The organism is Paenibacillus sp. FSL H8-0317, assembly GCF_045040685.1.
Classification (GTDB): domain Bacteria; phylum Bacillota; class Bacilli; order Paenibacillales; family Paenibacillaceae; genus Paenibacillus.
In genome coordinates, this window is the sequence record NZ_CP150294.1 from 465,995 (window position 1) to 481,351 (window position 15,357).

Genomic DNA, 15,357 nt, shown 5'->3' on the forward strand with positions numbered 1-15,357 from the left:
GTAAATAGGCGATAGGAATTTTTGTATGTCGAAGTAAGGTAAGAACGAAATTGTTTAATGTATCGGTGTTTTAGTATAATGAACGTACAGTTTTTATGAATTAGAGATACATTTGTTACACCAAGGAGGGCTTATGATGACAGCCAAAAGAGGGCGTCCCCGTAATGTGGAAACCCAGAATGCAATTCTTGCAGCTTCCTATGAATTATTATTGGAACACGGCTTCGGAGCGGTTACGATCGAAAAAATTGCTGAACGTGCTAAGGTGAGTAAAGCAACGATATATAAATGGTGGCCCAATAAAGGAGCTGTCATTATGGATGGGTACATGTCTGCGGCAACGGCAAGATTGCCTGTACCGGATACAGGATCGGTATTTGAGGATGTGCGTATTCATGCGAGCAATCTGGTTGATTTTTTGATCAGCCGGGAAGGAAAAGTGATCACACAAATTGTTGGAGAGGGTCAGTCTGATCCGGGTCTGGCAGAAGAATACCGAACCAGATACATCCAACCTCGTCGGCGTGAAGCGTGGGGAATTTTTGAAAAAGGTGTAGAACGGGGAGAGTTGAAAAAGGATTGTGACATCGGACTGTGCATAGACCTCGTCTATGGAGCGATGTTCTATCGCATGTTGGTAACTGGCGAACCGTTAGATACTGAATTCGTGCAGCGTTCGTTGGTTTCCTTGTTTGAAGGTATTAAATCTTGATCATAGAGAAGGACGTCTTGGGGGAGGGAGAGGGCGATTCGAAAGTATCGCCCTGGGTGTGGGGGCAAAAGGCTTGTGGATGAATGGAGAATGTGTGGAGAATTGAGAACTACACCTGGAAGATCGGTGAGATGGCTGGGGGCCATGAATCAGGAGAATGCGATGTGGAAGTGGGAAGAGACTGGTTCAAGAGCGGGGGTTCATTCCATACCGAACTGGGCAGTTCGCGGCGTAATACAGGGGCAACTTCCTTGGCAAAACGCTCTACTTGCTCCAACTGCTCGCTATGCGTCAGTCCATCTACGCTGATACTCAGCACCTGATGTCCGTAAGCGGCATGATAGTCCAGAATTTTCTCAATGACCTGCTCCGAACTGCCGATTAACGCAGGGCCTCGTGCAATGTTATCCTCCAGATCGGTGAAGGGCGACTGGTTATGCTGTGCGGCGGCGGTGGCATGGAACGCTTCATAATATGGCTTATAGCGGCGAATGGCTTCTTCACCCGTATCCGCCAGATAGAGACTGCCGGCACCAGAGCCAATCACGGCTTGCTGCGGATCATGACCATAATAATCGAGGCGCTCCCGATAATGATCAATTAACGCTTTGTATTTGGCCTGAGGGTGAAAAGAATTCGACGTAAAGAGCGGCTCGCCATATTTGGCAGCGAGTTCGGTCGAGACCGTGCTGGACGCGCTACCATGCCAGATTGGGATGGACTGCTGAAGCGGCCTGGGCCACGTGGTCACTCCATCAAGCGGAGGGCGATACGTTCCCTGCCAGGTTACATTCTCTTCAGACCAAAGCCGTTTTAGCAGATGGTAGCGTTCATCGAGTGAGTCCCATTGTTCCTCTTCCCTTATGCCAAACAGCGGATAGTGGCGAGGGTCATTGCCTTTCCCGATGATCATTTCCAGCCGTCCGCCCGATAATTGATCCAACGTAGCATAATCCTCGGCAACCCGGACTGGATCAAGTATACTAAGAACAGTGACGGTGGTTAGTAACCGAATGCGTGTGGTTGCTGCGGCTATTGCGGTTAATACGACAGGTGGCGAGGAAGATAGAAAAGGCGCACCGTGTCGTTCACCGATTCCATAAGCATCGAATCCCAGTCGTTCAGCCAGCTTCGCTTGCTCTAATATATTGTGGAATTTCTGCTGAGTTGTCAGAGCTTCCCCGGTTACGGCATTAGGCAGATTCATCATGAGACTAAACAAGGCAAATTTCATCTGACCTTCTCCTCGAACTGAATTGATAGTATCTGTGTCGTATAATCCTATTGAAATAGTAGGATATGTAAGTTGAATTAAATGTATCACGTTCTCACGGATTCTTCTAATGGATTTTTTCTATAAGCAGGAACAGCGAGGGCTCCTTGCATAAATATGAAGGAAATTGCCACGATTTTTATTGACCGCTGTAAAATTTAGGATTAAAATTGTGCTTATCATATAAATTCAAAATTATGGATTTTCATTGTGGAGGTGGGATACATGGAACCTACAACTACGATACGCTCATATATTGAGGACTACATCAGGAAACAGGGGTACACCCTGCAGTATTTTGCCGATATATCGGGAGTTAACGCTGGAACGCTTAGCGCAATTATTAAGGGGACTCGGCCCATCGCTATGGCGCAACTGGATCTGATTACCCAAGGCATGAAGCTGGAAGAGGGGTATTTCTACGAGATTTATGGGGCTGAATGTTTCGTGGAATCGGCACCTCATTGGAGGAGACTGGAACCATTCCTGCAACGCTGTGCTGAATTGGACAAGCTGGAATGTATTCATAAGGTTATCCAGGAAGTGACGGATGATCGCTCGTATATCTCGGAGTTGTTTGAGATGGCGGAAGGCATGCTTGAACGTGGACAGACGAAGGCTGCACGGATGTTGTACGAATGTGTGGCGGAGTGTGAGAAATATCAACACTCGGAACGTCTGGCTCTGTGCCAGTATCGCATCTTCACCCTCTCGCTTGGTCAGAATCAACATGATAACCTGCGGGCCGCTGTGCACTTTGAGCCATATATTAATCGCTTGGATGAGGAGAGGCAGCTGGATGCGATTAAGGATTTGGCGAATACGTATCTGGCTTTAAGGTATTGGGACAAGGTATTTGATTTGGCAGAAGAATTGGGACAAAAGACTAGTTTCCTGACTTCTTATAAAAAAAGAAAATTAGAAACACCTAGAATTACCTCATATCCTCATTTTGTATACTCGGCATATTCAAATCTATTAAAGGCTGCTGCCTGCGATGGAAAAGAAGAGTACCTTGATGCTCTCCGCTATACAGAGGCGTACTCCAATTTGATTAGAATTGAACAGCCAGATGATGAGGATCTTAAATACATTAATAAATTTAGTGGATGGGCTGAAGTAAATCGGTACTTATACAGACTTATGATGGGAGATTCCGAGGTTATAAGTCCTTATATTGCAATAGTTACAAAGAACGAGGCAGAGGTTTTGCCTGCAATGTTGAAAATAATGGAGGCAGCTAACCACCATAATATAGATGTTGATTCAGTTCTTGAAAAAATGGATTCATATGTTTCAATGTATAGCAAAACCTATGGAGATATTGGAAGTTATACTGAACAGATTACGAATGAACGTTACGTTCAATTCCTCAAAGAGGTATCAATATATCAATTTAATAGAGAAAGATACACAATGGGATTTCAACATTTGTTTGAATGTTTAGAAGTAGCACAGAGTATGAAGAGTGAATCCGTAATTATACAGTGTGTAGGACTGTTTGAAAGACATAGATTCAAAGTTTCATTAGAGTTAGAAAATAGATATAAAACTATAATCGAGGAGGTCTATCGTAACTATGAGAAAAAAGGTAGCTTTGATCGTAGTTTTGTTTAGTGTTGTTTTGTTAATCAATGTCTTTTCTCAGGGCAATATCGAAAATGTTATAATGTATAGCCCAAGCACTCATGGTGGAGCAGGATTATAGGAGATTTACACTGTTTTGAAAAGTAAGTAAGCAATATCAGATCCTGATTTAAGGATGATAATGCTTACTTACTTTTTTTTGTTGATTGACCGATGTAAAATACAGGATTAAAATAACATTTATTATATGTAATTGAATTATAAGTGATTTGGATGACGGAGGTGAGATCGTGGAATCGGTACCTACGATAAAAATACATATTGAGAAATACATGAGAGAGAACGATCTCAAGTTGCAGCATTTTTCCGATATTACTGGGATTAATGTTGGGACATTAAGTGCCATTCTTAAAGGTAGCAGACCAATGTCTATGAACCAACTGAATCAGATCACTTCTGCAATGAGATTAGAAAAAGGATATTTTTATGAGAGTTATGGGGTGGAATCCTTCATAGAATCTTCGCCCCACTGGAGACGTTTGGAGCCATATCTATATGAGTGTGCTGAGCTTGGTAAATTGGATTGTATACAACAAGTTATCACTCATGTGACGGACGATCGATCCTATATAGAACAGTTATTCGAAGTGGCTGAAGACTTTTTTGCTAAAGGACTAAAAGAAGCAGCTCTTATTTTGTATGAATGTGTGGCAGACAGTGAGAAATATCAACACTCGGAGCGATTGGCCTTATGTCAGTATCGCATTTTTTTGCTTCATAAAACGCTGAATAAATTTGGTAATCTCAATGCAGCAGTAAAGATTGAACCGTATATCGATAAATTGAATGAGGAAGTACAACTGGATGCGATTAAAGATTTAGCTAATATATATGCTTCAATTAGTTTATGGGATAAGGTTTCGGAATTGGCTCAAGAACTGGAACGGAGAGTTAACTTTCAGATTAAATTTCAAAATAAAAAGCATAAGATTAAACGTAGGAAATCCTTTTATCCTCTATTTGTTTATAAAGCTTATGCTAATCTGCTACAGGCTAATGTGTCTGAAGAGCGTAAACAATATGTACAGGCGTTAAAGCACATAGATATATATGAGAATATTGTGGATGAAATTAAAGATCCATCTAAAGAAGAACAAGATTTAATAAAGCTATTAAAGGGGTGGGCGAAGGGTAATCGATATTTATATACATTATTTTTAGGTGATTTCGAAGTTCTAGATGTTTATTTAGATTATCTGGATGCCAATCCTAAAGAAATTCTAACAGCATTCGTATATATTGTGAAATGTGCTAATCAGTATTCATACAATATTAATTACGCATTGGATAGATTCCATAATTATCTTGATAAGAACAGGCTAGATAACTATGTACTAAGGACGAACAATTTGCATGATTTGAATTTTAGCTATACTCGATTATTCTACGAACTTGCAAAATATAGATTAAACCAAAACCAGATTGGACAGGGGATCGAACATTTAATTACTAGTTTCGAACGATCTGTCTCAAGTAATGATGACATGATGTGTATCAAATGCATTGATTTATACGGAAAATATAGAGATCGCGCCAGTAAGACTCAGGAAGAGCAGTATACAAAACTAATAGATAAGTTAAGTGTACTGACTTTTCGATAGTAAAACATCTGGGGAAGGACGATGAAGACAATGTCCAATATACGTTCCTATATTGAAAGTCACTTGAAAAATAAGGGATATAAGCTACAGCAATTTTCAGAAATGGCTGACATTAATGTTGGTACATTAAGTGCGATCATCAAAGGAACCAGACTTATGTCAATGAATCAACTAGACCTAATCACATCAGCAATGGGTTTAGAGCAGGGATACTTTTATGATATGTATGGTGTGGAATGTTTTATTGATTCTGCACCTCATTGGAGACGTTTAGAACCGTTTATATATCGTTGCGCTGAGCTTGGCAAGCTGGATATTATCGAACAAGTCATTACTCATGTGACAGATGATCAATCCTATATTGATGAGTTATTTGATGTGGCAGAGAGTCTCTATAGTAAAAGCATGAATGAAGCGGCACTCATTTTATATGAATGTGTGGCCGACAGTGAGAAGTATCAACACTCGGAGCGGTTGGCTCTTTGCCAGTACCGCATTTTCCTGCTTCAGAAAACACTGAGTAAATATGATAATCTCAATGCAGCAGTAAAGTTCGAACCTTATATTGATAAATTAAATGAAGAAGTGCAATTGGATGCAATTAAAGATTTGGCAAACGTATATAATACGATACATTTGTGGGACAAGGTTGATGCATGGGCAAGGGAACTGGAACGGAAAGCAGAATTCCAATTAAAAATTCAATCTCGTAGGCGAAAAAGTAATAAAAGAAGGCTAACAGCCTATCCTCTTTTTACATATGTAGCCTATGCAAACTTGTTAATATCAAGCGTTTATGATGCTCGTAAGGAATATGAAAATGTCCTAAAGTATATAGAAAAATACTTGGAAATAGTTGAGGTTGAGAATCCTACACAAGAGGATCAACAAATAATAGATTTGTTTCTAATATGGGGAGAAGGAAATCAATATGCTTCCCAATTAATGCTTGGTCAAGAAAAAGTAATCAATTCTTATTTGGATTATATCGAAAACAACCCGTCAGAAATATTAGCTGGACTCATTAATGTTTTGCAAGCAGCTAACCAGTATTCTTTTAACATTGACTATGCTTTAGACAGATTTAAAGATCAGATCAATTTGTTTAATACTGACATGTATATTAAAGGTAGTTATAACGATCAAATGTTAAACCACGTATATCAAGATTTTTACTATGAATTGGCAAATTATCAAATGAAACAACGTAATTATTCACTTGGAATGGATGCCTTACTTATGTGTTTAGATCTCTCTTCTTCAAGTAAAGATGACCTGATGTGTATTAAATGTGTAGATTTGTACGGGGAGTATAGAAGCGAGGCCAATGCAACACAGATCAGAAAGTACAAAAATGTAATAGAAAAGTTAAGTTTGCCGACTTTTTGATAATGAAATATCTGGGAAGGGACGATGAAGAAGATGCACAATATACGTTCCTATTTTGATAAATACTTGAAAGACAATGGGTATAAACTACAGCAGTTTTCAGAAATTGTTGACATTAATGTAGGTACATTAAGTGCTATCATCAGAGGAACCAGACTTATTTCAATGAACCAACTAGACCGGATTACCTCTGCAATGGGTTTGGAACAGGGGTGCTTTTATGATATGTATGGTGTGGAATATTTTATTGAATCTGCACCCCATTGGAGACGCTTAGAACCGTTTATATACCGTTGTGCTGAGCTCGGTAAGCTGGATATTATTCAACAAGTCATTACTCATGTGACAGATGATCATTCATATATAGATGAGTTGTTTGAATTAGCCGAAGATTTGTATAACAAAGGAATGAAGCAAGTAGCACTTATCTTGTATGAATGTGTGTCTGAATGCGAAAAATATCAGCACTCTGAACGCTTGGCTATATGCCAGTATCGTATATTTCTGATAAGTATAAACTTAAAAAAATTTAATAATCTTAATGCAGCCATTCGTTTAGAGATTTATGTAGAGAAGCTCAATGAAGAGGTACAGTTGGATGCGATCAAGGAATTGGCTAATGTATATAGTACAATGCACATATGGGAAAAAGTTTATTCATTGGCAGAAGAAATAGAAAGAAAATCGGATGCTCTATTAAGATTTAGGTCGCGAGTAAAGACTAAACGTATTACAGTTTATCCTTTAATTACTTACAAAGCTTATGCGAGTCTGCTAAAGGCAAGTGTGTTTGAGGCACGTAAAGAATATGCAATGGCTTTAAAATATACAGATATTTATGAGAGAGTAGTTGATATTCCTGATCCATCAGAAGAAGAAAGGGTTATGATCGCCAAATTTAAGAGATGGGCTAAAGGAAATCGTATAACAATTAATTTAATGTCTGGAAATCAAGAATTTATGAATGAGTATCTTAATTACCTGGAAGCTTACTCTGAGGAAACGTTAACTGCCTTTATTAATATTCTTGAAGTTGCTAATGAACAATCCCTTAAAATTGAGTTTAATTTAGAAAAATATGAAAACAAAATCAAACGATTTTATTTAGATGAAGGGTGCAATTCACGGATAATGACTCATAGATATATGTTGTATAATTATGAACTTGCAAAGTATAAATGCAATCGACAAGATTACCAAAACGGTATAGATATAGTACTTGATAACTTATATCTTTCAACATTGAACCAAGACGATCACATGACAGTAAAATGCGTTGATTTATACGGAACTTACAGACAGCAAGCTAGTTTGTCTCAGCAAGAGACGTATTCACAATTATTTAAGACGATAAATATTAAATAAAACAAACAGCCTACCTGAATCTGAGGTTAGGCTATTTTGTGTTTCGAAATTTAAAACAGGTATGGAACATTACGTTTTCTAAAGAATAATTTTTACAAAATTATGCAAAGGAGATTATGTTCTTTAAGTACTTATATCCAGGAGAGAAACTAAATAGCTCAACCAGATTTTGGATGCAATTAAGAATATCCTAGAGGGGTACATGCCATGAGAGAACTGAGTATCTTAAGAGACCAAATAGAGCAAGGTCGGCGAGAATTGTATCGTTTGGTGGAGAAACATGGAATTCCCAATGTTGAAGTGCTTCAGCAGTCCAAAGCATTGGATGAATTGATTAATGAATATAATCGATATATCTCAGTAATTCATGTGAGAAAGTAAAATGGTATGTTGTCCAAACGTAGTCAATGGATTCTTTTTGCGATGCTAAATGATTTACTTATCTAGTCTGAACGGTGAGGATTAACCTCTAATAAGCATGATTCAGCTAAGATATTTCTTTAGAGGTATTTTATTCACAAAAAGAGTATTTTACTATGTTTTGCAAAATATTATATGATTTTTTTGGGCCAATTATATTACTATTTAAATTTTTATGAAAAGATTAATGTTTCTTTCTCTTTTTCCGAAAAATGGAGGTGATTATATCGTTAGGATAGGGATATATTTTAATTAATGATTATAAAAAAATTCTAAGTTCAAAAATATCACAGTTCTATAATTGAAAATGTTCTTTCTGCCAAGATTCTTACGTGGGTAGTTGATTATGTATCATACATCTTAATTAGAAATGAGTATAGAATTACTATTTTGGATTAAAATCTCAAACTATATGGAGGTTGAACAATGAAGATAACTAAAGGCTTTATTTCCACACTACTGATATTTGCTCTTTTGGTTCCGTCGCTAACTGTATCCGCTTCTGAAAATGAAAATAAGATCAAAGAAGTCGAACCAGGTGTATTTATCGGTGAACTTTCTGATGATCAAGTAATAGAAAATTATAATAAAATCAATATTGATATTCCAGAAAAAATAAATACTGAATATCTTGGGAATATCGTTGACGATATGACTTTATACAAAACAGAAGAAGAAACTGGCTCTGATGGGACCAAATATATCTATGATTACTACAAGCTCAGCTATAAAAATACGAATGATGCAAATTTCTTGAAAAAACAAATCGCAAACTTAAAAAAATCTGGGAATGATACTGTCACTCCTTTCGCAGAAAGAAATGATGAGGGAGACGTACGAATTGTCACATCTTTTGAGCCCATAGTCGAACAAACAAAATTTGACTCGGTTAAAAAAAATCTACGCTCTAATTTAGCAGCTAAGTCTTATCAAAAGTACTTTTCACTGTTATCAGGAAAACTTATTTCTAATTATGTTGTTGGTTTTTTTGTAGGGGAATTACAAAATGATTTGCTTAAAGGATTAGAGGGTAGTGGTGATGCAACTAGCTATTTTAGATTAGCAAAGAAAACGGGTCAGGTTTACCGTAACGGCTCTTTTAAAAGTTATTTTGAAACCTACCAACAAGAGTGGTACTGGAAACATGAAGCAGTAACATACAATAGCAATGGTAGCATTAAAAATGCGGCTACAACTTACTACCTTCCCGACTCGTTTGGTTACCTTCCTATAAATTGGGTTTATTCAACTTATTTCTATAGTAATAAAGATATTATCGAGATTGCACAACATCAATATAGAGTTGAACCTAATCGTTCTACTCCTGCTAAAGACATATTTAAATCCGAAGGTTATAGAAATGATTGGAAGACTAAAGGGAAAATGTCTTATTAATATACTCAAAACAATTTAAAGCTTAACACAGACAATGTTATCTGTGTTAAGCTTTTTAAACATAATTATTTCCATTATAGGTTTGATTTTTTAAACACTTTATAATGAAACATTTAACATTAGATATATCTTTTATCAAAACACACACCTTCAAATAAATATACTTATTTTATGCTTTAGGAGGCAGCCATATGGTCAGAAAAAAAACGATTATTCTATTGGCTCTTTTACTTGCTATTTTAATCGGGGGGATTGGAGGAGTATATGTATTCAAATCACCCGAGCGAGTGATAGAACATGATCTGTCCCATTTTTTTAAGAATGAGAGCACGTCTTACACCTATCCTGATTCTGTGATTCATTTCCTGAATTATCATACTATTAATAATCTCCAAAGACCTAGTGTCACTTATAAAACAATTAATAGTAATTCAAATTCAAAGGAAGTGCTTGCCAGTTTCGAGATCATTATTTATGACGACATAAATCAAATCACGGATATCAAATCGGGCGCTCTAATTTTTAGGATGACTCGCAATAATATCACATGGAAAATAGCATCTGCGGAGATTATACGTAACATGGAATAGACTGAGATGATATTTACTTTAATTGAGTTTTGAGGTTCCCCTTTCCAATATTATATTATCAAAGGAGAATTTAAATTTGAAAAATAAAAGGATTTCCTTAGTAGCCCTTATCTGTTCATTTGTATTATTTGTTATTGGATTTCAGTTTATTGCTCAAAGTACTGATTGGGGTATGGACAAAGCTATGTTGGTTCTTGCAGAATACCAAAATGTAAAGTCTGATACCTCTGATATCTTTGGTAGTTTTATAAACTCAGAGATTTGGTCGTATAAAATTGAAGGAATATTATTGATATTTTTAGGGATGTTAATGTTGTATTTAGCAAATTCATTACGAAGTAAATAATGAAAAGTATTCGGGTCCCGAATACTTTTTTCTTATTTACAATTTAATCTGTAGTTCAACATATAAGTATGAAAAAGGTTGAATTTCTTTGAAAACCTTTGTAAATAAACATTTTATTCTGCAAAGGAATAAAATATGAATTTTTTGGCAATGTATCCTAAAATGTTATACAAAGAGGGGGTGCATGCTGTGAGTGAACCGATACAGATCACAGATAAAATCGAACGGAACAGGCAAGAGTTGAGTCGTTTGGCGGAGAATCATGGCATGCAGGACAACCAAGTCCTCCGACAGTCCATGGTACTGGACGAGCTTATTAATGAATATAATCGATTCAAATATAAAAGCCATCTCAGGAACAGACAACCGATTGCATAATGCAGTCGGTTTTTTGGTCTAATTAGTGTTCTATAGAAATAGCGTAGTCGACTGTAGCGATACAGTCGGCTTTTTGGCGTTCACCTGATACCTATGGCGGATAACTTGAAATTCCGTACCAATTCCAGGGTTGGCAGGATAGCGAATGATCCTTAAAACTGGATATGATGACCCCAGTTATATCCAGATTGATCTGTGAAGGGGGCTCATACAATGATCGGGAGAGGGAGGGATGAACGGAAATGATGGACAAGGTACGCATGCTTTTCGGAAAAAACGTAAACCTGCGCACCAAGTTGCTCCTGTTGTTCCTGGCGCTGACGTTGCTGCCGCTAAGTTTGCAGGGAGTGATGAACTACAAGCATTTCTCGCAGACGATGGATCGCAAGACCGAGCAGTTCACCATTGATATGGTTCGCCAGATTAACGCCAATCTGAATCGGCTGCTGAAGGACTTTGAGCGGTTGTCGCTCTTGCCGCTTTACGATCAGATGGTGCTTGGCATTCTAGGGAAATACAACGCTCCAATGGGGTCGGGTACATGGGCGAGGTCTGAGGATTATCTGAAAATGAAGCTCTACACATCTGGTCAAGCTTATGACCGGCCAGAGATTCGGGGAATTCATCTGATCAGCAACAGCGGCATTTTGTTCTCCAATCTCGATTCGCTGGCGGTCAAGCCGGTATGGGACAGCAGGCAGGATGATTGGTTTGCAGAGCTTGAAGATTCGGAAGGGACATGGCGCCTGCTTCCTCCGCATCATCCCAGCTATTACACGGGTGGTCAGCAAGAATCGTATATATCGGTGGGCAGAGTGCTTCGAGATCCGGGTACGCTCCAGCGACTGGGTTACATTCTGATTGACATCCGTTTGGAGGCCTTCGGTCAACTGTTATCCAATCTGAATTATGAGCAAGATGCAAGCCTGATGATTGTAGACAGCAAACAGCGTCTGCTGTTCGAACGGACCTCGACCGGAGGAATGTCTGCGTACGACCAGTTGCTAATGCAGGGACAGCTTCAAAGCTATGCAGGAAACCAAAAAGTTGTTCTGGATGGGCAGCCCTATCTCTATGTACAACACCATTCCAGCTATTCCGGGCTTTCGGTGATCAGTCTTACACCTATTGCTGTGATTCAAAAGGAGTCGGGTGAGATGCTCACCTTTACAATATGGTTCGCAGTGTTATGTATGGCGGGTATAGCAATTCTGGCGGTTCTGTTATCTTATCGTATCACCCGGCCGCTGATTCGACTGAAGCACCACATGATTCGGGTGGAGCAGGGAGATTTTAGCCAGCGTGTAGCACACTTCAGCAGTGATGAATTCGGACAGATTAGCCGGGGCTTTAACCGAATGATGGAAGAGATTCATCGACTGTTCAATGAGGTGTTTCTGCTGGGCATTCAAGAGCGGGAGGCAGAGTTGTCAGCGTTGCAAAGCCAGATGAATCCCCATTTTATATACAACACGCTGGAGTCCATTAACATGATGGCCATTCGCCAGAAGCATGCTGAGGTATCGGACATGGTGACGGCGCTTGGCAAGTTGCTGCGTTATACGATTGATAAGGTGGACCGGATGGTCCCACTTGGGGAAGAACTTGCTTTTGTACAATCCTATGTACGCATTCAGCAGGTACGTTACGACGGCAAGTTAGAGATTATCTATGACATCGAAGAAGCAATAACGGAGTATTTGATTCCCAAGCTGATGCTGCAACCGCTGGTGGAGAATGCAGTCTACCATGGCATTGAAGGGCAGGAAAATGGTGGAGTAATCTGGGTATCTGCCTTGAAATTCGACCACGAGCTGCTGATTAGTGTACGAGACAACGGTAAGGGTATGGCTCAGGCAAAGATTGACGAGTTAAATGAGTCCATATCAAAACAGCCTTCCAATGAGGCATTACGTTGCCATGCCGGGGATAGTCTGGGGCTTAACAATATCGCTCAGAGGCTTCGCCTCATGTATGGAGAAGGCGGCAGCCTAAGCATTGATGGAAGTCCAGGGCAGGGCCTGGTGGTCACGATATCCATTCAACTTCTACCGAAAGGGGATTGAAGCACATGTATAAAGTATTGCTTGTAGAGGATGAGACGGTCATCCGTCATGGACTGAGGGAGCTGATTGTACAAGTGTCTTCTCAGTTTCAGGTAACGGGCGAAGCGTCGAGCGGTACCGAGGCGCTGGATTTTCTGAGATGTGAGGTACCGGATGTGTTAATCACGGATATCCGCATGCGTGAAATGGACGGATTAACTTTGGTAAGCAAAGCCAGAGTCATGTACCCTGAATTGTTAATGCTCATCATTAGTGGCTACGGCGAATTTGAATATGCACGCAGAGCGATGGAGTTTGGGGTGTTGAACTACCTGTTGAAGCCAATCGATCGTTATGAACTGGCATTATCCATACAAAAGATTCAATTGCTGCTGGATCGCAGATACGGTATAACAACTCTTTCTATCCCTGAGCCATCTGGGAAAACAGAACACGCTGGCGGAGATACACGGAAGATTATCCGAGATGTGAAGGAGCACATCAAGCAACATCCCGATGGAGATCTGCGACTTCAGACGATAGCAGATCTTGTTAACTTGAACCCTACTTATTTAAGCCAGTTGTTCAAGAATGAAATAGGCATCAATTATTCCGAATACATCACGGAGGCACGTATGGAGCGGGCCAAGTGGTTGCTGATCAACACGGGTCTCAAAATCTATGATGTGGCACGGTTATCCGGGCATCAGAGCCCCAAACACTTCATGCTGGTGTTCAAGCAGCAGGTGGGATGGACTGCGGGAGAATATCGAGACCGATTCAGTATCTCTTGAAAAACCATACCATTTCTGTAGTTGACGTGATTTAAGGGGGAACGATGCTTTCGTTATACTTTGGTTGCACATGTATACCACGACGTCCATAAGGGGGATCTCCATGAAAAAAGCAGGACTGATACTGGTGTTTATATTCATGATGATGGCTTCAATCGCGTGCACAGGCTCCAATTCCAGCAGTGAACCTGACAGTACGGGCGGGGAGAATGGTGAGGTCGAGCTTAAGTTCATGATGTGGGGCAATCAGGCGCATATGGATGTATACAACAAGTTGATCGATGACTTCACAAAGGAAAATCCAGGCATCAAAGTAACGATGGAATCCGTACCTTTCGCAGAATACCAGCAAAAAATTTCGGTGCTTGCCGCCGGAGGCTCTCTTCCCGATCTCGCCTGGGTATCGGAGAGAATGGTGCCACAATTCAAGTCCAACCATATTCTGGCCGATGTATCCGAGTTCAAGGATGATGCACAGTTTAAGCTGGATGATTATATTCCAAGTACATTGGATTTGTTCCGTGATGGAGATCAACTGCTGGGATTACCTTTCTCTACACCTCCGGTGGTCATGTTTTACAATAAAACGCTGTTTGACCAAGCCGGTCTGACTGATCCAAACTCACTTGCCACCCAAGGGAAATGGACATGGGAACAGTTCGAAGAGTCCGCCAAAGGCATTACCAGCAAGGATGCGACCTACCGAGTCTATGGTGCCAACTTTTTTCGCGACTGGAAGACCTGGGCGGTGCTTTCCTCCTACTCCTGGTCCAATGGAAGCGGTCCATTCGACGAAGGCATGACAACGTTCACCTGGAACGATGCCTATGGCGTACAGACCTTTGAATTGCTGGAACGCATGATGTTCACCGATGAATCACACCCGAAGGCAGGCGAACAGGTCAGCTTCGATGCGGGCAATGTGGGCATGTTCTTTGATAATTACAGCTATGTTTCCAAAGCAAGAGAAATTACGGATTTTGAATGGAGCATCGCTCCTATGCCTTCCGGCTCTCAAGGCAGTGTACCGATGCTGGGGCAGGCCGGATATGCCATGTTCAACGACAGCAAACATCCAGAGGAAACGAAGAAACTGTTGAAGTATTTTGCCAGTGAGCAGGGGATTCAGGCGACAGCCACCTACTTTGTGCCTCCGCGTACCTCTGTTCTGAACTCAGATGCATTCATTCTTCAGCCGAATAACCCGAGCAAAGAGCATATTGTACAGGCGGTCATTGATGAAATGCCAAAAGCGCGCTTAATTCCCGGTCATATCCGTTGGCAGGATATCGACAATGCGGTATTGCAGGGATTTGACCGACTGTTTGCAAAGACAGCGACAGCTGAGGATAACCTGAAACAGATGCAGGAAGAGATCCAAAGTGTGTTGCAACCCTAGATC

14 protein-coding genes are annotated in these 15,357 nt (G+C 40.0%); 13 read left to right on the plus strand and 1 reads right to left on the minus strand.

What is annotated here, in order from left to right:
* Nucleotides 1-136: 136 nt before the first annotated feature.
* Complete coding sequence (locus tag MHB43_RS02360) at nt 137-712, plus strand: TetR/AcrR family transcriptional regulator (protein ID WP_221823956.1); 576 nt, start codon at nt 137-139, stop codon at nt 710-712.
* A 109-nt stretch (nt 713-821) separates the two neighbouring features.
* On the opposite strand, the gene MHB43_RS02365 is transcribed toward MHB43_RS02360, so the two are convergent.
* Nucleotides 822-1,946, minus strand: coding sequence for an LLM class flavin-dependent oxidoreductase (locus MHB43_RS02365; protein WP_339181396.1), 1,125 nt, complete (start codon nt 1,944-1,946; stop codon nt 822-824).
* A gap of 405 nt (nt 1,947-2,351) precedes the next feature.
* On the opposite strand from MHB43_RS02365, the gene MHB43_RS02370 reads away from it, so the two are divergent.
* The 12 genes from MHB43_RS02370 to MHB43_RS02425 all read left to right on the plus strand — a co-directional run bounded on the left by MHB43_RS02370 (nt 2,352) and on the right by MHB43_RS02425 (nt 15,354).
* The gene (locus tag MHB43_RS02370) at nt 2,352-3,602 is read left to right on the plus strand and encodes a transcriptional regulator (protein ID WP_405131238.1); all 1,251 of its coding nucleotides are present in this window, start codon (nt 2,352-2,354) and stop codon (nt 3,600-3,602) included.
* Nucleotides 3,603-3,862: 260 nt separating this feature from the next.
* Nucleotides 3,863-5,233: a transcriptional regulator gene (locus tag MHB43_RS02375; RefSeq protein WP_405131239.1), complete on the plus strand. Its 1,371-nt coding sequence runs from the start codon at nt 3,863-3,865 to the stop codon at nt 5,231-5,233.
* 30 nt (nt 5,234-5,263) lie between these two features.
* A complete protein-coding gene (locus MHB43_RS02380; RefSeq protein ID WP_405131240.1) occupies nt 5,264-6,622 on the plus strand; it encodes a helix-turn-helix domain-containing protein in 1,359 nt (452 codons plus the stop codon).
* A 24-nt stretch (nt 6,623-6,646) separates the two neighbouring features.
* Nucleotides 6,647-7,987 carry a helix-turn-helix domain-containing protein gene (locus MHB43_RS02385; RefSeq protein WP_405131241.1) on the plus strand — a complete coding sequence of 447 codons (1,341 nt, stop codon included), beginning with the start codon at nt 6,647-6,649 and terminating at the stop codon, nt 7,985-7,987.
* A 207-nt stretch (nt 7,988-8,194) separates the two neighbouring features.
* Complete coding sequence (locus MHB43_RS02390) at nt 8,195-8,368, plus strand: aspartyl-phosphate phosphatase Spo0E family protein (RefSeq protein WP_076319567.1); 174 nt, start codon at nt 8,195-8,197, stop codon at nt 8,366-8,368.
* A 465-nt stretch (nt 8,369-8,833) separates the two neighbouring features.
* A complete protein-coding gene (locus tag MHB43_RS02395) occupies nt 8,834-9,802 on the plus strand; it encodes a hypothetical protein (protein ID WP_405131242.1) in 969 nt (322 codons plus the stop codon).
* A gap of 191 nt (nt 9,803-9,993) precedes the next feature.
* Nucleotides 9,994-10,392, plus strand: a complete 399-nt coding sequence (locus tag MHB43_RS02400; RefSeq protein WP_405131243.1) for a hypothetical protein — start codon at nt 9,994-9,996, stop codon at nt 10,390-10,392.
* A 76-nt stretch (nt 10,393-10,468) separates the two neighbouring features.
* A complete protein-coding gene (locus tag MHB43_RS02405) occupies nt 10,469-10,738 on the plus strand; it encodes a hypothetical protein (protein WP_405131244.1) in 270 nt (89 codons plus the stop codon).
* 189 nt (nt 10,739-10,927) lie between these two features.
* Nucleotides 10,928-11,116 carry an aspartyl-phosphate phosphatase Spo0E family protein gene (locus MHB43_RS02410; protein ID WP_036673231.1) on the plus strand — a complete coding sequence of 63 codons (189 nt, stop codon included), beginning with the start codon at nt 10,928-10,930 and terminating at the stop codon, nt 11,114-11,116.
* Between the two features lie 242 nt (nt 11,117-11,358).
* Nucleotides 11,359-13,182 carry a sensor histidine kinase gene (locus MHB43_RS02415; RefSeq protein ID WP_405131245.1) on the plus strand — a complete coding sequence of 608 codons (1,824 nt, stop codon included), beginning with the start codon at nt 11,359-11,361 and terminating at the stop codon, nt 13,180-13,182.
* Nucleotides 13,183-13,187: 5 nt separating this feature from the next.
* Entirely contained in the window at nt 13,188-13,955 is a 768-nt protein-coding gene (locus MHB43_RS02420) for a response regulator (protein WP_339181412.1), read from the plus strand.
* Nucleotides 13,956-14,058: 103 nt separating this feature from the next.
* Nucleotides 14,059-15,354 carry a sugar ABC transporter substrate-binding protein gene (locus MHB43_RS02425; protein WP_339181415.1) on the plus strand — a complete coding sequence of 432 codons (1,296 nt, stop codon included), beginning with the start codon at nt 14,059-14,061 and terminating at the stop codon, nt 15,352-15,354.
* Nucleotides 15,355-15,357 lie beyond the last annotated feature (3 nt).